Annotated in this window: 16 protein-coding genes; 6 read left to right on the forward strand and 10 right to left on the reverse strand. The window is 55.5% G+C overall.

The genetic code is table 11. The features are described 5' to 3' along the window. The first annotated feature begins 131 nt into the window (after positions 1 to 131). Positions 132 to 1,817, forward strand: a complete 1,686-nt coding sequence (locus R1T41_RS06535) for a methyl-accepting chemotaxis protein (protein ID WP_317340735.1) — start codon at positions 132 to 134, stop codon at positions 1,815 to 1,817. An 84-nt stretch (positions 1,818 to 1,901) separates the two neighbouring features. Here the strand turns inward: R1T41_RS06535 and trxA are convergent, their stop codons facing one another. From trxA to tsaE, 6 genes are all read right to left on the reverse strand, one after another. Further along, entirely contained in the window at positions 1,902 to 2,222 is a 321-nt protein-coding gene (trxA, locus tag R1T41_RS06540; RefSeq protein ID WP_007088718.1) for a thioredoxin TrxA, read from the reverse strand. A 105-nt stretch (positions 2,223 to 2,327) separates the two neighbouring features. Further along, positions 2,328 to 5,789, reverse strand: coding sequence for a double-strand break repair helicase AddA (gene addA, locus R1T41_RS06545; RefSeq protein ID WP_317340738.1), 3,462 nt, complete (start codon positions 5,787 to 5,789; stop codon positions 2,328 to 2,330). After that, positions 5,786 to 8,920: a double-strand break repair protein AddB gene (addB, locus tag R1T41_RS06550; RefSeq protein ID WP_317340740.1), complete on the reverse strand. Its 3,135-nt coding sequence runs from the start codon at positions 8,918 to 8,920 to the stop codon at positions 5,786 to 5,788. The genes addA and addB overlap by 4 nt, the downstream gene beginning before the upstream one ends. Then, positions 8,920 to 9,693, reverse strand: a complete 774-nt coding sequence (locus tag R1T41_RS06555; RefSeq protein WP_317340742.1) for a nucleotidyltransferase family protein — start codon at positions 9,691 to 9,693, stop codon at positions 8,920 to 8,922. Before R1T41_RS06555 ends, addB begins: the two co-directional genes overlap by 1 nt. Beyond that, on the reverse strand, positions 9,693 to 10,790 hold the full coding sequence (locus tag R1T41_RS06560; RefSeq protein ID WP_317340744.1) for an aminoglycoside phosphotransferase family protein: 1,098 nt from the start codon (positions 10,788 to 10,790) through the stop codon (positions 9,693 to 9,695). Before R1T41_RS06560 ends, R1T41_RS06555 begins: the two co-directional genes overlap by 1 nt. Next, complete coding sequence (gene tsaE, locus R1T41_RS06565; protein WP_209220619.1) at positions 10,787 to 11,263, reverse strand: tRNA (adenosine(37)-N6)-threonylcarbamoyltransferase complex ATPase subunit type 1 TsaE; 477 nt, start codon at positions 11,261 to 11,263, stop codon at positions 10,787 to 10,789. The genes R1T41_RS06560 and tsaE overlap by 4 nt, the downstream gene beginning before the upstream one ends. Before the next feature lie 230 nt (positions 11,264 to 11,493). Here tsaE and R1T41_RS06570 point away from each other — a divergent pair, with 230 nt between their 5' ends. Next, the gene (locus tag R1T41_RS06570) at positions 11,494 to 12,516 is read left to right on the forward strand and encodes an NAD(P)/FAD-dependent oxidoreductase (protein ID WP_181850494.1); all 1,023 of its coding nucleotides are present in this window, start codon (positions 11,494 to 11,496) and stop codon (positions 12,514 to 12,516) included. Between the two features lie 27 nt (positions 12,517 to 12,543). Next, positions 12,544 to 12,957, forward strand: a complete 414-nt coding sequence (locus tag R1T41_RS06575) for a GFA family protein (protein WP_317340748.1) — start codon at positions 12,544 to 12,546, stop codon at positions 12,955 to 12,957. Positions 12,958 to 12,978: 21 nt separating this feature from the next. On the opposite strand, the gene R1T41_RS06580 is transcribed toward R1T41_RS06575, so the two are convergent. Next, positions 12,979 to 13,773: an SDR family oxidoreductase gene (locus R1T41_RS06580; protein ID WP_317340750.1), complete on the reverse strand. Its 795-nt coding sequence runs from the start codon at positions 13,771 to 13,773 to the stop codon at positions 12,979 to 12,981. A 50-nt stretch (positions 13,774 to 13,823) separates the two neighbouring features. Then, the gene (locus tag R1T41_RS06585; protein WP_317340752.1) at positions 13,824 to 14,141 is read right to left on the reverse strand and encodes a nuclear transport factor 2 family protein; all 318 of its coding nucleotides are present in this window, start codon (positions 14,139 to 14,141) and stop codon (positions 13,824 to 13,826) included. A gap of 103 nt (positions 14,142 to 14,244) precedes the next feature. Here R1T41_RS06585 and R1T41_RS06590 point away from each other — a divergent pair, with 103 nt between their 5' ends. Then, on the forward strand, positions 14,245 to 14,601 hold the full coding sequence (locus tag R1T41_RS06590; RefSeq protein WP_209220624.1) for a winged helix-turn-helix transcriptional regulator: 357 nt from the start codon (positions 14,245 to 14,247) through the stop codon (positions 14,599 to 14,601). Positions 14,602 to 14,627: 26 nt separating this feature from the next. On the opposite strand, the gene R1T41_RS06595 is transcribed toward R1T41_RS06590, so the two are convergent. Beyond that, a complete protein-coding gene (locus R1T41_RS06595) occupies positions 14,628 to 15,086 on the reverse strand; it encodes a heme-degrading domain-containing protein (protein WP_317340756.1) in 459 nt (152 codons plus the stop codon). Between the two features lie 130 nt (positions 15,087 to 15,216). Then, entirely contained in the window at positions 15,217 to 17,022 is a 1,806-nt protein-coding gene (lepA, locus tag R1T41_RS06600) for a translation elongation factor 4 (RefSeq protein WP_007088706.1), read from the reverse strand. Between the two features lie 534 nt (positions 17,023 to 17,556). On the opposite strand from lepA, the gene R1T41_RS06605 reads away from it, so the two are divergent. Together R1T41_RS06605 and R1T41_RS06610 are read left to right on the forward strand one after the other, a co-directional pair. Continuing rightward, positions 17,557 to 19,599, forward strand: coding sequence for a sensor histidine kinase (locus R1T41_RS06605; RefSeq protein ID WP_317340758.1), 2,043 nt, complete (start codon positions 17,557 to 17,559; stop codon positions 19,597 to 19,599). 121 nt (positions 19,600 to 19,720) lie between these two features. Beyond that, a complete protein-coding gene (locus R1T41_RS06610) occupies positions 19,721 to 20,176 on the forward strand; it encodes a hypothetical protein (protein ID WP_062960521.1) in 456 nt (151 codons plus the stop codon). Positions 20,177 to 20,254: the final 78 nt, after the last annotated feature.

Genomic DNA, 20,254 nt, shown 5'->3' on the forward strand with positions numbered 1-20,254 from the left:
ATCAGGAACAAATGGCAAAGCTCTTTTTATAAAACCGCACATCTGCACAACCCTATGTTGCAGTTATGCTGGTCTGACAGCTTTTGCTGAATGCAGTTTCCCGCCGTTAACGTCCAAACACGGAGAACCCGATGAAACTCTCCAATTTCTCGCTTTCCGCCAAATTGCGGATGGTACTGGTAATGACGGCTTTTGCGCTGGGTGGTCTGGCGATCTTTGATCTTGTGACACTGCGATCTGCGCTGGTCGAAGAGAAGAAAGCCAATGTCCGGCAAATCGTCGATATGACCCGTTCGACCTTTAGCCATTATGATCAGCTCGTCAAATCCGGCGAGATCTCCCTTGAAGAAGCACAAACCCGCGCGACAGAGTTCATTCAGAATGCCCGTTACGCCGGCAATAACTATGTGTTTGTTCTGGGCCTTGATACCAAGGTCATCCTGCATCCGATCCAGCCAAAACTGAACGGTCAGAACGGCAAACAGGTGATTGACGTCAATGGTGTTCCGATCCTTGATGAAATGGTCAAGGCGGCCCGCAATCCCGAAGGCGGTTTCCTGACCTATGAGTGGAACAAACCGGGGCATGACGGGGTATTTCCCAAACTGGCCTATGCCGAAACATTCAAGCCATGGGGCTGGGTGGTAACAACCGGCGTTTATATCGACGATGTTGACGGGATTTTCTGGCAGACCGCCATCAATGACATCGCGGTCGCGATTGCCATGCTGATCGTTATCGGCATGGCCGGACTTGCGATTGACAGATCGACAACCCGACCCTTGCGGACGATCACCGAGGCGCTGAACAAACTGGCACAGGGTGATACCAGCGTCACCACAGACGAAACAGATCGGCGTGATGAAATCGGTGCACTGGCCCGGTCACTTGACGTTTTCAGATCAAACCGCGAACAGGCCGAAAAGCTTGAACGGGAACAGAAAGATACGCACAAGACCCAGATTGCCCGTGCGGAAAAGGTCGAAAAGCTGATTAAAAGCTTTGAGGCCGAGGTTGAAGGGAACCTGTCGACGGTTCACAGCGCGCTGGAGCAATTACGCGCCACCGCGACAGGCATGGCCAGCCAGTCCGACGCAACCACCGGGCGGGCAGCCAATGTTGCGGCAGCAACCGAACAGGCAGCGGCCAATGTGGATACCGTTGCCGCCGCCGCAGAACAGCTTGCCGCGTCCATCGACGAAATCACATCGCAGGTTTCGCGGAGTTCGGACATCGCCCAATCAGGTGCAACCGAAGCCGACGAAGCCAGCACGATTTTTGCCGAACTGGGGACAGCATCCGACAAGATCGGCGAGGTGGTTGAACTTATTCAGTCAATTGCCGAACAGACAAACCTTCTGGCACTTAACGCCACCATCGAGGCCGCACGTGCCGGTGATGCCGGCAAGGGCTTTGCGGTTGTGGCCGCCGAGGTCAAAAACCTTGCCAACCAGACCACACGCGCAACCGAAGATATCGCAGGTCAAATCAGTGGCATTCAGGAATCGACGCAGAATGCACTTGGCGCAATCAAGCATCTTTCCGGTCGGATGAAGGAATTGAACGAGGTCGCGGCCAGCATTTCCGCAGCCGTCCGCGAACAGGACGCCGCCACCGCCGAAATTGCCCGTAATGTCGCCGAGGCGGCAACCGGCACCAAGGACGTTGCGCAAAATGTTATCGGCCTGCGCGAGGCGGCCGAGGAAGAACGCGAGGCATCCGGTCAGGTTCTGGCGGCATCAGGCAGCCTGAACAACAAGTCACAGAATCTGATGACGCAGATAAAGCAGTTCCTGAACGATATCAGGGCAGCGTGATTGTTAATGCCAATCTGACAAAAAAGGCGGGCTGCATGACACAGCCCGCCTTTTGATGTTTTAAGATCGTCACCGATCAGATGATCAGATCGACTGATTGATCCAGTCAACCAGAGCGCTTTTCGGCAGCGCGCCAACTTTCATCGCTGCAACTTCGCCACCCTTGAAGATCATCAGGGTCGGGATACCGCGCACACCGTATTTCGCCGGGGTGTTCGGGTTTTCGTCGATGTTTACCTTGGCAATCTTGAGCTTGCCGCCCAGTTCGCCAGCAATTTCGTCCAGATACGGCGCGATCTGTTTACACGGGCCACACCATTCCGCCCAGAAATCGACGAGAACCGGGTCGTTGGAACCCAGAACGTCGGAATCGAACGAAGTATCGGATACTTTAATCGTGGTCATACTATCAGTTCCTGGTTGTTACGAGGCCAAGTGGGGTAAACCCGCTAACCTCGATCCGCTGTATGGAGGCAAAGGTAGGCAGCACTGACGCAAACGTCAAGCGCGTTACAGTCTCATGATGTGTTCGGGCAGCTCTACCATCCATGGTCCGTTGGTCCAAAGGATGAAACAGCGAATGCGTTTGTCCGGATACATCTGGCTTAATGCGGCCCGGTAAATCGACATCTGCCGACGATAGGCACGTGGTGTCCCCTCGACATCGCGCGGGGGCGGACGATTTGTTTTAAAATCAACGATCATGACCTCGTTTTCACGCACAACCAGACGGTCAATCTGTGCGGAAACGACGTCCCCGCCGACGATCCCGACCAGCGGCACCTCGGCCTTTGATCCGGCATCAAAAACAGGTGCGAATTCGGGATTCTCAAAAATCGCGATTGTTTCATTGGTGATTTCGCGCTGCTGGTCTGCATCAAGCGCATGAACCGGCTGGGCAAGGAACCGTTCGGCAGCTGCCCGCCTTTTGGCTTCAGGCAGGTCAGGCAACAATTCAAGCAGTTTGTGGATCAGAAGGCCGCGTTTGAAGCTTTGGCCCTGATCCCCGCCCAATGGCGATTGCACAGACGGTTCTTCTTCCAGCGGGCGGCTTGGTGCCAGTGGCTTGGGCGGAAAGGCCTCGATCGGGGCGATATCGCGAATCAGGGTCCGTTTGGGCAAATCTGTCGCACCGATTGCGGTTTCGACCTTGTCGGCCCGGAGTGCTTCGCGCTGATCGGTTTCCCATACCCAGCCATCACCGGCCCAGCCGGACCCGGAAAAATCGGAAAAATCAAACGGCTCGGACCGGGCATAGCCCTCCATGGCCTGCTGGCACAGATTGTACCAGCAATGATCGGGTGCCTTGCGCTTGCCCTGCCAACCGCAGATATAAAGCCGGTCTTCGGCACGCGTCAGGGCGACATAAAGCAGGCGGTTATATTCCTGATCGCGCTTGATCGCGATACCGTCACGCAACCGCGCAACCACATCGGTTTCCAGTGCCACACGCGGCAGCCAATACATCAGATCGCGATCTTCCTGCCAGAACAGGTTGGGGGCCTGTGTGGGTACCTGCATGGTATCGGGCAGGAATACGATGGGCGCCTGCAGGCCCTTAGCCCCATGCACCGTCATAATCCGGACCTCGTCACGGCCGCTTTGTTCAAGGTCACGCTTGATTTCGGCGTCCCCTGCCATCAGCCAGTGCAGGAACCCCTGCAAGGTCGGCGCATGATCGGCTTCGTATCCCATGGCAAGGTTGAGGAATTCGTCAATCGGGTCATTTGCCTCGATCCCGAGCCGCCCGACCAGACGGGCGCGCACCCCGCGCGCATCGTCGCCACGCCCGCCCAGAAGCTCGGCAAACAGTTCAAACGGGCGTTCGTAATCAACCCGCCCCAGCCATTTGAACAGGAATTCATAGGCCGAAAGGAAGGCCGGATCGGCATCATCACTGCCGGCCTTTTCGCGCAAGGCAAGCCAAAGGGTGCGGGGACGGTTATGGGCAATTGCAAACAACTGATCATCGTCAAACCCGATCAGCGGGCTTTTTAGGACCTCGGCCAATGTCAGGTCGTCTTCGGGCATCAAAAGAAACCGGCCAAAGGCGATCAGGTCCATCACGGCAAGCTGATCGGTGATCTGCATACGGTCAACACCGGCAACCGGAACGTTGCGTTCCTTCAGCGCCTTGACGACCTCGTCGACAAAGGCCGTCCGACGCCGCACCAGGATCATGAAATCACCTGCCCGCACCGGACGCCCGCGCGATGTCAGTTCCTCCCGGGTGTCGATTGCATGGCGGATACGCCCGGCGATGACCCGCGCAAGGCGGATTTCCGGGTCCTCAAGGCGCACGATACGGGTTGGCGGGGTCCACGGGTCCTCGGCGGCTCTTTCCTGCGGCTCCACCGCCGGCCACAATTCGATCCGACCGGCCTGCCCGACACGGAACGGACTGTGGCTGACATCGGCACCATCATCGCCCACCCCCTGTTTCGCGATCATCCCGGCAAAAACCCGGTCCACCGTGCCCAGCACGGCATCGGTCGAACGAAACGATATATTCATCGGGACTTCGCGCCATTCGGCTTCGATTTCGCGTGCCCGTTCGCGGAAATAAGCCCGCATCTGGGTGAATTTTTCGGGATCGGCGCGCTGGAAGCTGTAAATCGATTGTTTCGCATCCCCAACGGCAAAGATTGTCCGTGGTTTTTCATCATGTTGCCCCGCACCGGCAAAGAATTCCTCGGCCAGAATGCGCACCACTTCCCATTGTTCGGGGTTGGTGTCCTGTGCCTCGTCAATCAGGATATGGTCAAGACCTTCGTCGAGTTTGAACAAAACCCACCCTGCAATCCCGGCCTGCTGTTGCAACAACCACAAGCTGGTCAGGATCAGATCATCATAATCAAGGCGGGCATGCAGGGCCTTTTTGGCGGCATAACGATCCAGCATCGCATTTCCGATGCTGATCAGGGCCGCCGTCGCCCCGGCCAAAGCAGCGGCCTTGCGCAAACGGTCGACTTCGATCAGGCGCGCACATTCGGCTTCCAGCGCATCGGCCCCCATCGGGTGATTTTCGGCGGCCTTTTTCGTGATCAGCTTGGCGCGCGGTTCGCCTGCGGCGGTAAAGAAGACACCACGATAATCTGAAAACACCGTCAGCCGATCCTCGATACCGGTTTTTTCAAGGAATTGCGCCAGTGCCGGGACGCGGTCCTGATCTGTTTTGGTCCCGGCCTCCAACGCGGCCAACCCGCGCATCAGGCCGTCGCGGTCAAACGCATCATCAGACAGAGCCCTGCGCAATACAGCATCCTCGTCCTGTCCGACCGGAACACCAAGGGCGGCATAAACCGCATCACGCATCCGGTTGGCACCACCATGATGGGCCAGCATGCGTTTCAAACGGCCACGTTCACGCGCCAGTTCACCCATGACTTCGCCAAAGGCACCTTCGCGGACCTGTCCGGTCACGACCGACAGAGCATCCGCCAGATCGTCGTCCCGGCCATTCCGGGCAAAGGCCAGCACTTCTTCCTGTACATCGGCCATGGTTTCGGCCGCAGTCCGGTCGTCCATGATTTCAAAATGCGGTGCCAGACCGGCCTCAAGCGGGAAACGGCGCAGCAATGACTGGCAAAAAGCATGGATCGTCTGGATTTTCATCCCGCCCGGCGCATCAAGGACCGAGGCAAACAGGCGGCGCGCGCGACGCGTTTCATCAACGCTTGGCGCGGTTCCAGCCAGATTGAAAAGATCGTCATGAAGTTCACGATCTTCCATGGTGGCCCAATGACCCAGCCGTTCATTGACACGGTTGGCCATTTCCGCCGCGGCGGCCTTGGTAAAGGTCAGACACAGGATGCGATGGGGTTCAGTCCCCGACAACATCAGGCGCAACACCCGGTCCGACAGAACCTTTGTCTTGCCCGCACCGGCCGATGCCGACACCCAGACCGATGCCATCGGGTCAGACGCATTGCGTTGCAGGATATTGGGATCGGTGCCGCGAATTTCGGTCATGCGTCACCATCCCTGTTCTCGTTGCCGTCCGCCGCCTCGACATCCTCGCTGCCCATCCATTCGCGCAGGCGCGCCAGATGGACGTAATCGGAATATTTTGGCGCATGATCCGGGTGCGGTACACTGAGATAAGGCGTTTTTTCATCTGCGAAGGCCTTGGCCAACACATTCACCCCGGCCACTGCATCACGCGCCAGTTCCGCCGGCGTGGTTTTCATGCGTTTGGTATCGATCTCGCGGATTTCGCCGGCCGGATCACCGCCGGAAAGTTTCCAGAACGCCATGGAAGCCGGTGGACCGGCCGGGACATCCTTAAATCCGCCATCCTGCGCAATGGCGGCTTCAAGCGGCAATTGCGGTGCGAAACCACTGGCAACATCGGTTTGGCTGGGCGGCATCCCGGTTTTGTAGTCAATGATCACGATCCCGCCATCGCGCAGCACGTCAATCCGGTCTGCCCGGGCATAGACTTCGAACCCGGTCGCGGTTTCAAGCGTCCCGGATTGTTCGGTATAGGATTTGCGCACGTCATCACGGCGCGCGGCCTCCGTCTGGATGAACCAGCGGGCGATCCGTTCGAACCGTGGCCACCAGAACGCCCAGAGCCCCGGACGGGCAGCAAGCGGCTTGAACACCTCGCGCCCGATCATGATCAATTGATGTTCGCCGTCAGGCGGCAGGTGATCGGGATATTTCGAAATAAACTGATCAAGGGCATCATGGATCAGATTGCCGTAATCCGCCGCACCGGGATCTTCGTCCACCCCGTCAAGTTTGCGCAAACCAAGGATATGCCGGGCATAGATCGCATACGGATCACGCATCCATGTTTCAATCTGGGTAACCGACAAGCGTTGCGGCCGGGCCGAAACCGGTGGTGTCGGGGCCGGACGGCCAATTTTGCGGCGCATGTCATCGCGCGGCTCATCAAGCATATCCGCCATCGCACGCCACGCATGGGCGTCGGGCTTTTCCATTGAAACGCCCGACTTCCGAAGAATGTTTTCAATCCGTAACAACCAGCGGGACGGCACGGTTGGCGTGCCTTCAACGCGCAGGGCCCGGGTCATCACAACGTCTGGCGCGCAAAATAGCTGCTGAAAATCATGGGCCGACTGACCAACGCGATGTTCTGGCGCTGGCAAGCCAAAATTGCGCCGCATCGGACGGCTCATCCATGGATCGGCACCGGCTTCGGGGGGCCAGACACCTTCGTTCAATCCACCCAGAATGGTCAGATCGGCCTGCTGCATCTGGGCTTCGACCGTTCCCCAGATAAACAGGCGCGGATGTTTGCCAAACTTCGGACGAACGGCACGCTCTGCCATCAAGGCATCCAGAAAGGCCGCATACCGGATACCCGGCATGGGGACGAAATCGGTTAATGCCTGAAGCAGTTCATGGACAAAATCGGCAAGGGCCTCGCCCGCTTCGCCGCGCCATAGGCGCTCCGCCCCGTCCTGCACATCGCTTGCCGCCAGGGCCTCGGCAGTCTGAATATGACAGCGCAAGGCACCAACCGGCGAGATCGATTTTTCATCCATCAGATCAAGCAACGGTGCCAAACAGGTTTCAAACCGCGCGATCAGGTCGGAAAGCCGTGCATGGTCATCACGGATGCGTTCAGTCCGCGGGGCCGCATTATCCGCACCAGACGCGGTGATACGATCAATCGTCTCGTCACGCCAGCCATCCAGTGCCACCTGCAAACCGTCCAGACCCGGACCGGGGCGTGCGCCACGCAAAACATACTGTTCCATCTGACGGGTCAGGACACGGAACTGTTCGGGCGGCAATCCTGCCGCGCTGAGCGGATGTTTCAGAAGCTCCAGCAACGGCACCGGGGCAAACTGTTCCTGCACGGCGCGCACGACAAGGCGCAGATAAATGGCTGGTGCGGTGTCGTGCAAGGGGATACCGGCCGAATCATCAACCTCGACCTCCCAGCGGCGAAGTTCGGTTGCCACGCGCCTCGCCAATCCCCGGTCTGGTGTTACCAGTGCGCATGTCTTGCCCGGCACTTCAAGCGCGTCACGCATCAGAAGGGCAATGGTGGCGGCCTCCTCGCGGGCACCGGAACAATCGATACGCAGCACGCCATCAAGCGCATCGGATGCAAAATTGCCAACATGGCGCCATTGATCGGTGGTTTGCGCCGGACGCAGGGCTTCGCGGGCCAAACGCCGACGTTCTTCCTGCCCAAGGTTCGCCGCAGGCACCGAGGGCCAAAGCAGAACCGTTGCCGGATCACGCCCGATATGACGCAATGTCGTGCCCAAAAGATGTTGCGGGTGGGTGGCGTCCTCGCCAATCGCCTGCCAGTCGTTACGCCCCAACCCCGTCATCAGACCCGGCAGGACCACACGACCATGCGGCATGTTCAAAACCGCACTCATCAGATCGCGCAATGCCGGAAACGGGCCGGTCGATCCGGCGACAATGATTGGTGTCGCGGGCGGGTTTTCGCGCCAAAGCGTGATCTGGGCGGCAATCAGGGCATTGCGGCGCATGGCCCGGTCACTGACCTGATAGGTTTCGAGAATGGCCGGCCAGTGCAAGGTGAGGATTTGCAGGAATTCCAGCGTCAATTGCCAATGTTCGGCAAATTCGGCAGGCACCAGCCCCTTAAGATCATCAAATTTGCAGTTTTCTGTCTGCACCTGATCGAGGAACCGCGCCAGTTCGCCGGCAAGACGGGCGGCCTGATCCGCAGTTGGTTTATCGCCCTTGTGATCGGGCCGGTTCATGATCAGGCGGGTTAACAGCAATTTCCGTTGCAGATCCGGAATGGATGGCGGTAGATCAAGGGCTGACTGTTCCCCACCGGCACCATAGATTGCCAGTTCGTCCTCGTCCGCCTCGCCCAGCGCGCGGATGGTCGGCAGCATCGTCACCGCCCCATTCGACTGACGAAGGAACGCATCGCGCATCACCTTGGCCGAACGGCGATTGGGTACCATCAGGACATAGTCGGACAAGGCAACGGGCTGGCTGGCCGTTTCGGCAATCAGCTGTTTTGCAATCAGATCGGCAAAGGCGGCCCCCGGCGGGATATAAAACAGGTTTTCCGGCTGTGCCGCCGGTGCGGCAAAGTGATCGGCGGCGTCCATATAATCGAACAGATCCGCCATCAGCCACCCCCAGATTTGGCTGCTTTTGCCATTCTGGCGGCACTTTCGTGCGCCAATGCATCTGCAATGACGATTTCGGCATCGGCCAATGCTTCTGGCGTGCCGATATGGAAATAATCCCCGTCATGAACCAGACCAAAGCAGCGCCCCGATGCCAATGCCTTGTCGTAAACCAGATTTGATGAAAACGCGCCATCAGGGGTATTTTCAAACAATCGCGGCGACAGGATCTGAACACCGGTAAAGAAATACGGGGCAGACACGGCATCGCCGCGACGCTTCAACCGACCATCGACCTGCCAGAAGAAATCACCCGCACCGTCATAACCAAACGCCCCTTCGACCGGATAGATCGCAAGCAACGCGTCCATATGGTCCGGATCGAAGGCCTCTGTCAGGCGGTCAAAAAGCGGCTCCGCCCCTTCGGTCCAGAAGACATCCGCATTGGCAACCAGCACGGCCTGATCATCCAACATTGGCAGGGCCTTTTTCACCCCGCCGCCTGTTTCAAGCAGGTCTTCCTCGGGCGAACAAAGCACCCGCGGCAGGGTCCGGGTCGCGACGTGGTCTACAATCATCTGCCCCAGATAATGGCTGTTGACCACCGCCTGATCAAAGCCCGCCAAAGCCAGCTTATCCAGTACGTGATCAAGCATCGGCTTGCCCGCAACCGGCACCAGCGGCTTTGGCATATGATCGGTGATCGGACGCATGCGTTTGCCAAGCCCGGCAGCCAGAACCATTGCTTGCGCCTTTGCGTTCTTGTCCCTCATCAGGATGCCCCCTGTTCGGACGATTGCTGTCGGCTTAAAAGTGACGGAGCCATTCGTGCCTCGACCGGGATATGATGTGCAATCCATGCGGCCAGTTCCGGCAGATTGCGGTCTGCATCGCGCACGATCAATTCCCAGCAACGCGGGATGAAATCAAAATAGCGTCGTTTGCCTGCCTTGATCGCGAGCCAGCCGAACCGACCCAATATCCTGAAATTCCTTACCATATTGCAGGCCGCATAAGACATTTCGAAATCGGAACGATCAAGATTTTCAAAGGCGGCGCAATATCGGTCCTTCAGGCTGTTTTCAAGTTCGACCCCAATATCATGACGTACATCGCGCAAAAGCGACACCAGATCATAGGGCCGCGGGGCAATTGCCGCGTCCTGAAAATCAATGATGCCGCAATCCTCGCCGCCCTCGTCATTTTCAACCAGCATCAGATTATCAACGTGATAATCGCGGTGAATGATCACCTCGCCGGATTTCCAGCAGTTCGGCAACACGGCCTCAAGCATCGCATCAAATTCGCTGATGGCACGGCTGCGCTTTGCGACATCCGTCACGATCAGCGGCAGATAATCGTCCTTGAAGCTTTGCAGCATGCGCTTGAAATTGTCTGGTGCGTATCGGACCAGCCCGGAATCCGCACTTTCAAACCGGGTATCACAATATTGGTGCAGGGTGATGAGCTGATCCACCGCACGCAGATAAAGTGCCGGTTTGGAGGCCCCGCTCAGATCAAGCGCGCGGGTAAAGGTCAGATCGCCAAAATCCTCGATCAGGACAAGGCCAAGCGCAACATCGCTTGCATATATCGCGGGGATACGCCAACCGGCTTGCGACAGCAGTGATGTCGTTGCAATAACCGGCGTGACCGAAGCCGGACGTTCCGGGTTTTCATGAATACCGTGCGGGTCGACACTGATCGCGTCAGGCGGAAAATCCATCAGAAGGGCCGTCTGTCGCCCATTATCCAGACGATAATATTTTCGCGCCGATGCATCATCAACCAATGCGACGGGTTCAATATCAGCCCAGCCATTTTCGCGCAGAAATCTGTCGATGACATCCTGACGTCCCATCACGGTCATGATGCGACCCCGGGCAGATTTGTTATCCGTTTTTCCCAATCCTCGCCATACGGGACCAGTTGAAAAACGCGCGCATCTGGGTTTGATCCGGGTTCGATATGAATATCAAGCCGGTCTTGCGGCGTCAGATATTCCAACCGGTCAGGCCATTCAATCAAACTGACACCATCGGCAAAGGCGTCCTCGATATCAAGTTCGTGGACTTCTTCGGGATCGGAAAGCCGGTAAAGATCGAAATGCCAGACCGGGACCGGATCAAGTTCGTAAACCTGAACCAGTGTAAAGGTCGGGCTTGGGACTTCTTCATGCGGATTACCGGCAAGCGCGCGGATATAGGCGCGGCAAAACGCGCTTTTCCCCATCCCCAACGTCCCGTGCATCAGGATCACGTCACCGGCTTTTGCCAGGGCGGCAAGCTGTCCGGCAAGGGTTTCGGTACCTTTCTGATCACTGACAGTGACTGTCTTGCTCATGATATCCGTCGAATAATTGTGTTGTGATCCTAGTTGTAGGGTGATGGACCCACCCTTCGCAATGATTTTACATGCATCGGATAATGCAGGCAGCAGTTTGCCGGACAACCTGCAAGAAAGGGCGGTTTACGTTGCGATAAAGGGTCCCAAATGCTATCTCGCACATGTATAGATTGGATAAAGAATTACCGTCGCTTTTATCGACCTGATGTTATTTGGATGGAATGAACATGTCAGACGCGTCGCACAGCACCGATATTGCCATCATTGGCGCCGGCCCTGTCGGTCTTTTCGCCGTTTTCGAAGCCGGAATGCTTGGGCTTAAAACTCATGTCATCGACGCGCTTGATATGGTTGGCGGACAATGCAGCGCGCTTTATCCGGAAAAGCCGATTTTCGATATTCCGGCACATCCCCAGATCGCCGGTCAGGACCTGATTGATCAGCTTGCCAAACAGGCCGCCCCGTTCGAGCCGACCTATCATCTCGGTCAGCAGGTCACAAAGCTTGAAAAACGTGACGATGGCCGTTTCACGCTGGAAACATCCGTCGGCACCATCATTGACGCGGGTGCGGTTGTGATTGCGGCCGGTTGCGGTGCCTTTGGCCCGAACAAGCCCCCGATGGAAGGCCTTGAAGATTACGAAGGCAGCGGCGGCGTTCAGTATTACGTCAAACGCCGTGCCGATTTCGCGGGCAAAAAGGTTGTCATTGCCGGTGGTGGTGATTCGGCTGTGGATTGGGCGCTTTCCCTTCATGACATTGCCGAAAAGGTCATGGTTGTTCATCGTCGCCCGAAATTCCGTGCCGCTCCGGACAGCAGTGCGAAATTGCAGGCCTTGGCCGAAGCCGGAAAGATCGAGATGGTCATTCCCTATCAGCTCAAGAGCCTGAAGGGTGACAATGGCAAGCTTTCCCATGTTGTCGTTGCGACGCTCAAGGGCGAGGAACTTGCACTGGAAGCAGATCACCTGTTGCCGTTCTTTGGCCTTGCCATGGAACTTGGCCCGATTGCCGATTGGGGCCTTAACCTTGATCGCAACCATATTGGTGTCACGCAGGCCACCATGGCAACTTCGGTTCCGGGCATCTTCGCGATTGGCGATATCGCGACCTATGACCACAAACTGAAACTGATCCTGTCGGGCTTTGCCGAAGGTGCCAGTGCGATCCATTCCGCGCGCAGCTACCTGTTCCCGGACAAGGAATTCCATTTCGAATATTCCACCACGACGGGCGTTCCGGCGGAATAAGCCCTGATCAAAAAGGAAAAGCGCACCATGCCCACCACCACAACCACCGATCTTCATACCGGCGGCTGTCTGTGCGGCGCGGTGCGCTTTTCTGTTTCAGGCGAGCCGACGGGTGGCAATCACTGCCATTGCGGCATGTGCCGCAAGGATAGTGGCTCAGGCGTCTCAACCTTTGTTACCTTTCCGACGGTAAACCTGAAATGGGATGCCAAACCGGCCGAGTTTGAAAGTTCACCCAACCGGTTTCGCGGCTTTTGCCCGAAATGCGGGTCAAGCGTTACCTGGCGGCACGGCGATTATCCCGACTTCCTCGATTTCAGGCTTGGCAGCTTCGACGACCCGACGCCTTTCAAAGCCAAAAAGCATCTATGGATGAGCACAGCCCTGCCCAGTTTTGCCGGAATTGATCCCGGTATCGAACATGTCGATCAGTCCAGCTGACCGGGCAGCGTTGTACTTTTCCTAGACGGTCGGGACCGTGCCGCCATCGATGGTATATTCCGCACCATGAATCGACGACGCCCGGCTTGATGCCAGAAAGGCAATCAATTCTGCCACTTCCTCGGGTTTTGCGGGTCGTCCCAATGGAATGCCTCCCAATGCATCAAGGATGCTTTGGCGCGCGGCTTCCTCGCCGATACCGCCGCCTTCGGCAATCCGTTCGACCATCGCCTTTGATGCATCGGTATAAATCCACCCCGGCGCAACAGCATTAACCCGCACGCCCTTGGGACCAACTTCCTTCGAAAGAACCTTGCTGTAAGTCGTAAGTGCTGCCTTTGCCGCCGCATAGGCCGTTGTTGCGTCAAATAGCGGCAAACGCCGCTGAATTGACGATGTATGCACAACAATACCGCTGCCACGCGCGATCATTTCGGGCACCAGACAGCGATCAAGTCGCACAGCCGACATCAGGTTAAGGTTCAGTTCCTTTTCCCAACCGGCATCGTCGATCACGGCAAAGCCACCGGACGGGTTTGACGACCCACCCAGAACGTGGATCAGGATATCAACCCCTCCCATGCGTTCGCGTGCGGCTGCGGCCAGTTTTTCGACGCCGGCCGTGGTCGAAAGGTCCGCCTGCACATAGCAATCGCTGGCGATATCATCGGGCTTCTCGCCGCGGGCTGCCGTGATCAAGGTTCCCCCACCGGCTAGCATGCGTTCAAAAACGGCCTTTCCTGTACCTTTGGTGCCGCCGGTCACAACTATGCGTTTCTGCGCAAATTCCTGCGCAGGATCTGGAAGCTGAAACATTTTATGGTCGCTCATTTTACTGGGAAAGTTGTGCAAAAAGTCGCGGTCGCCTAACCGATCAGAAGCTTTTCGATCCTGCCATTCGCGAGTTCGAACCGGTAATCAAGCTCAATCGGACTGTTGGGAAAGTCACCGCTGACCTTGGCTTTCACGGCAAATTTTTCATCTGCATGAACAACGTCAATCGGCTCGGCCACAAAGTTGTATTTTGCTTTGGCATCCGCCATCCACTTCCCGATTTCGGGTCGTCCCTGATGGCGTTGGTTTTCGTCTTCGACAATTGCAGTGTCATTGAAAGCCGCCGCCTTCTGCTCAACGCTATTGGCGGGATCAAAATATGCGATGATCGGTTCGGGGAGTTTGATCATTTCGTTTGTTCCTGTCTGCTTGCTTGTCAGACAGGCATTTTTCAAACAAACTCACATTTTGGGAAGTACGTACTTTAAAGTAAGTAACTAACAGGTTCCAAGCATGGCAAAAACCTACACCCCGGTCACTGCAGCATCAGATGTCGAAACGATCTTTAAAATGCTCGAGGGTCGATGGAAGCTGATTATTCTTTTCCATCTGTTCGGTGGTAAAGTCCAACGCTATTCAGATCTGGAAAAGCTGATCCCCGGCATTTCGCAGAAGATGCTTGCCCAGCAGCTTCGCCAGCTTGAAGCCGATGGTATAATCGAACGCAAGGTTTATCCGGTGGTTCCGCCCAAGGTGGAGTATCGCATGAGTGAGTGGGGGCAATCACTTTGCCCGGCACTTGATGCATTGCTCAAATGGGCCGAGGCACGCCCCAAGGATTCCGCGTTACCAGACACCAACAATCAATAACGACAATATGCCTCGGACAAATCTGATCAGACAGAAACCCCAAGAAAATCTTCCAGAACGCCAACGATCATGCCGTGATCCTCGTGCGAGGCAAGGCCGGATACGGTGATTGCCGCGATCACACCAACGCCTTTGACGCGAACCGGAAAACTGCCGCCGTGGTCGGCATAATCGGCAAAATCAATCCCGTGATCGGCAAGTGTCTTGCCCTTGGCTTTCAACGCCATGCCAAACTGCATTGATGATTGATGTTCGCGAAGTGTCAGATTGCTTTTGCGCCGTGCCCAAGAATCGTTGGCAGGCTTCGCCCCCAGAAGGGCCGCGTGGAACAGGGTGCGATCCGAAGTCCGGATGTCGACGACAACTGGGGCATTCTGTGCCCGTGCAACCGCCACAAGGGCCGATCCGATTTCCCACGCTGTTTCCTCGTCAAAGCGATCAAAGACAAGGATGGCTTCCTGGCGTTGAAGAATTTCAAGATCCATGGCGGGCTCCTGCAACAAAACGGTATGAGAACCTATCCATAGCGCATGGCACGAATTGCCGAAAGCCCTCAAAGAAAAAGGCTGCATCCACAATGGGATGCAGCCTTTGTTTCGATACCGTAATTTCGCTCTATTTATCGTCGCTCATCTTAAGAGCGTTGATAAAGGCCGACTGCGGAATTTCCACCTTGCCGAACTGGCGCATCTTTTTCTTACCGGCCTTCTGCTTATCGAGAAGTTTGCGTTTACGCGAAACGTCACCGCCATAACATTTGGCCGTCACGTCCTTGCGCATCGCAGAAACCGTTTCACGCGCGATCACCTTGCCGCCGATGGCGGCCTGAATGGCAACCTTGAACATCTGGCGCGGGATAAGGTCCTTAAGACGTTTGCAAATCTCGCGGCCACGATGTTCGGCAGCCGAACGGTGAACCATCAATGCAAGCGCATCGACCGGCTCTTCGTTGACGAGAATGGATACCTTGACCAGATCGCTTTCATCGTAACCAGCCAGTTCGTAATCAAAGCTGGCATAGCCACGCGAAATCGATTTCAGACGGTCATAGAAATCAAACACCACCTCGTTCAGCGGCAGTTTGTAAACCGCCATCGCCCGGTTCCCGACATAGGTCAGGTCCTGCTGAATACCGCGGCGTTCGGTGCAGAGTGTCAGGATACCGCCCAGATACTCATCCGGCACCATGATGGATGCCTTGATCCAGGGTTCTTCAATCGCCTTGATCTTGGTGACATCAGGGAAATCCGCCGGGTTATGCAGCAGGATATCTTCACCCTTGGTCATCGAGATTTTATAGGAAACCGACGGTGCCGTGGTGATCAGATCAAGTTCGAACTCGCGTTCAAGACGTTCCTGAATGATTTCAAGATGCAAAAGCCCAAGGAAGCCACAGCGGAAACCAAGTCCAAGTGCGGTCGAGTTTTCCGGTTCGAACTGGAAGGATGCATCGTTAAGGTGCAGCTTTTCAAGCGCATCCCGCAAAACATCATATTCGCTGGTATCAACCGGGAAAATGCCACAGAACACCACCGGGATGGACGGCTTGAAACCGGCAAGCGGTTTTGCGCAGGGGCGTTTTTCTTCGGTAATCGTGTCACCGACTTCGCATTCCGCAACGGTTTTCATACCGCAGTTGATAAAGCCGACTTCACCCGGCCCCATTTCATCAAGCGCAAGCGGCTTGGGCGTAAACACACCGACGCGATCAACCGTATGGGTGACCTTGGCGTTCATGAAGCGGATTTTCTGGCCTTTTTTCAACGTGCCTTCTTTGACACGCACCAGAATCATGACACCCAGATAGGAATCGTACCAGCTATCGACCAGAAGAACTTCAAGCGGTGCCGCCGGATCGCCCGTAGGTGCCGGAAGACGATGCACCAATGCTTCGAGCACATCGGGAACACCAAGGCCGGTTTTGGCTGAAATCATCAGCGCGTCACTGGCGTCAATGCCAATCACTTCTTCGATCTGTTCCTTGACGCGATCCGGTTCTGCGGCAGGCAGATCAACCTTGTTCAGGACCGGCACGATTTCGTGGTTGTTATCAATCGCCTGATAAACGTTGGCCAGCGTCTGCGCCTCGACACCTTGGGCGGCATCAACCACCAGAAGCGATCCCTCGCACGCGGCAAGCGAACGCGACACTTCATAGGCGAAGTCCACATGGCCCGGCGTATCCATCAGGTTCAGGGTATATTCCTGACCGTCCTTGGCCGTGTATTTCAGACGCACCGCCTGCGACTTGATGGTGATCCCGCGTTCGCGTTCGATATCCATCGAGTCGAGGACCTGCTCGGACATCTCGCGATCGGTGAGACCGCCGGTAAGCTGGATCAGACGGTCGGCCAGGGTCGATTTACCGTGGTCGATATGCGCGATAATCGAAAAGTTTCGAATGTTCTTAAGATCGGTCATATGGCTGCTTCTGGCACTGGGCGATGGTTATGTCAAAAATTCGGTTCGGTTATTGCCAAAACACGATCGCGTTCAACATCGATCATTTATCACAAAGCCGGTGTCACGCCGTTTGCATCCTCCCGGTCAGCCCACCCGATCAGGGCAGCGACATCTGGGAGAGGCGCAGCAGCAAAAGCTGTTCTGCCGCGATACAAGCGGGCGATACCGGCAATTTCGGATCGTCTTGGCCGTCCTGGCGATAAAAACCAATCGCCAACAGCGGGTTTATAGGGGTTTTTAACTACAATTAGAAGCACTGTGTTTGAATTCGGTTCTGCGAATTCGCCTTCACCCTGCCCCGGATTTGCATGATCGTCCCTTCCTTATGACCGCAACAGGCCCCGAGCAAGGGCAAGTTGCTGTCATCGCGCGTTTTTTTATATGAGAACAGACGCATTATTACCGGTTGAATGCTTTTCAACCGAACAAAAAAAACATAGGCTTTGATGACGGGGCAGTTGGGCAGGATCAGGCAAGGGTGCAACAAAGAAAATGTTTCTGACATCCATTGAGCCGTCATTGTCCCGACGCGGATTAAGCAAACTGCGAAAGCGTCTGGCTGCCCTTACGATTACCGGCATGGTGATCCTGCTGTTTTCCTTCTTCTTCATCCAGAAAACGCTTTACGACAGCGCAATTGATCAGGCGCGCGCGCAAATGATGGCGGTCACCTATCATCTGAGTGCCGTTCTTGCGCAAAACAGCACAATCGACCTGCAACGCGTCATTGATGAAAATCCCGATCTTTCCGTTGGCGTTCTGGATAATGACCGCAATCAGATCAATGGCACCATCCCGCCTCATTTAGTTGATGATCTTTTTGATGAAATAGACAAACAAAAAGCCTCTCGCGGCAGTTTGTTATGCATGCATGGCAATACCGTAATGCTGCTGGCATATAGTATTCTTCCACAGCTTGACCGCATCGTTGTCACCTACATTCCCCGGCACATTTTATTGGGCAACTGGCGCGAAGCGATCATGCTTCACGCATCGTTGTTTCTGATCGTTCTGCTGATTATGGCGGGACTTTCTGTCTGGCTTTGGCAGCGTCTGAAACGACAGCATTTGCGCGCTGCCGATCTGGCCGAACATTTCAACGATTCAGAAAACACCCTGTCTGATTGTGGCTGTGCAATTTTAAGCTGGTCGACAAAGGATCCGGCGGGAACTCTTACGTCCCGGCTTAACTGGCCGGAAATACTCGGACTTGCCTTTGCCGACATCAAGCCAACAGCCGAGGCATTCCTTTCGCAGCTTAGCGACGCATCAAGGGCACAATTGCGCGCACCCCTGATCGAAAACCGGTGGCAGGACAAACGTATCGGCACCATGGTGGATTTACGCACATCTGCCGACCAGATGCAGCGTTTCTATCTGATGGCCCAACACCGGACCGAAGAAGACGCTGAAACCGTCACTGTCCTGTTGTTGGAAACCGCACCACAGCAGGAACTTTGCCATCCGTTCGAAACCTACCTGCATCATACGCCGGAACCTTCTATTGCCCTGGATACGAATGGTATTCTGCGCGGCCTGAGCCCGGCACTGGCCGAACTCGCTGGCAAGCAGGTTTATGATTTGATTGGAAAACCATTCGAAGCCCTTTTTCTTCCTGAAGACAGGGAAATGGTTCGCGCAAGTTTCATGGATCAGGCATCTGGCGAGTTTCAGGAAAGCGAACTGGTTTTTCGTATCCTCGATCAGCGTGGAGAAAATCGCTGGCTTGCCTGGCACGGTATCGGACCGTTTGAAGGCATGACCTTCAGCAGTGCACGGGATGTAACCCAGTTTGTCGAAAATGCGAACAAGCTGCGCGATACCCTCGATCAGCTCAAACGCACCAATGAAGATCTTGAACAGTTCGCCTATGTCGCATCCCATGACTTGCAACAGCCATTACGCATGGTTGCAAGCTATACCCAGCTTCTGAAACGTCGTTATGGCGGGTCACTCGACCAGGAGGCCGACGAATATATCGACTATGCAGTCGATGGCGCAAAACGCATGCATAAACTGATCAGTCATTTGCTGGAATATGCCAAGACTGGTAGCAGCGACGATGAAATGACCCAAATCGACTGCAATCAGGTGCTGAATGAAGCCCAGGCCGATCTCAAAGCCATTATTGTTCAGGAACAGGCCACCATCACCCATAATGACCTGCCTGTAATCAATGGTGATCGCATCAGTCTGTCACGTCTGTTTCAGAACCTGCTGTCGAATGCCATCAAATACCGTCGTCCCGGTGTGCCGCCTCATATTGATATCCGCGTCATACCCGATCCGGAGACCCCGGGATTTTGGCGTTTTTCGGTTCGCGACAATGGAATTGGCATTCATCCGGAACATGCCCAACGTATTTTCCGCCTGTTTCAGCGCCTGCATAAAGATGAATTCAGCGGTACCGGTCTTGGCCTTTCTTTATGCCGCAAAATTGCCGAACAGCATGGCGGCAGGATATGGCTTGATACCTCCCGCCCCATAACCGATCCCGGGGCAACGTTCATCTTCACGTTGCGGGGAACGCCTTAGAACTACCGAACGCCTGCCGCAAAATTACCGATGGCAAGCATCTTGCTTGGAAAATCCGCAGAAGGACGGGGCCGGTAAAAGCTGCCCGCTTGAATGCCCATCGACCGTTACGGAGCATCATATGACCGATATTAATTTCCGGATCGCCTTCGCACTAAGCGGAGCCCTTTTGCTGGCTGCCTGCGGTTCCGACATGAGAACCATGCCCGACAATCACATGCAGAAACTGGCCTATATGTTCGCCGAGCGGGATGTTGATGCGCCTTTGCCGCGGGGATGGCGTCAACTCAATGGCACGGAAATCAATTATCGTTTCGCTAACGAAACTTATGCCGTTTATTCCGTTGACGAGGACGAAGAACTTCTGGTGATGCATCTTTCTGATAACGGAACCGGTCGACTTGACGCCGATGATGACCGCGAAAGCTGCACGTGGAACAACCTGGTCGATCAGCTCAACATCGAATGCGATGATACCGATATGGAATGGCGCATATACACCAATGGTCCGGACATGATTGCCATCGACCTTGATGAAGATGAATTTGCCATCCTGCGCAAACGTCCCGGCGGATAAGAACCACTTTTCGCACCCTTGCCACAAAAAACGGGCCATCCAATGGACAGCCCGTTTTTCATATAATCTTTCAACTGC

The organism is Thalassospira lucentensis, assembly GCF_032921865.1.
In the GTDB taxonomy this organism is placed as follows: domain Bacteria; phylum Pseudomonadota; class Alphaproteobacteria; order Rhodospirillales; family Thalassospiraceae; genus Thalassospira; species Thalassospira lucentensis_A.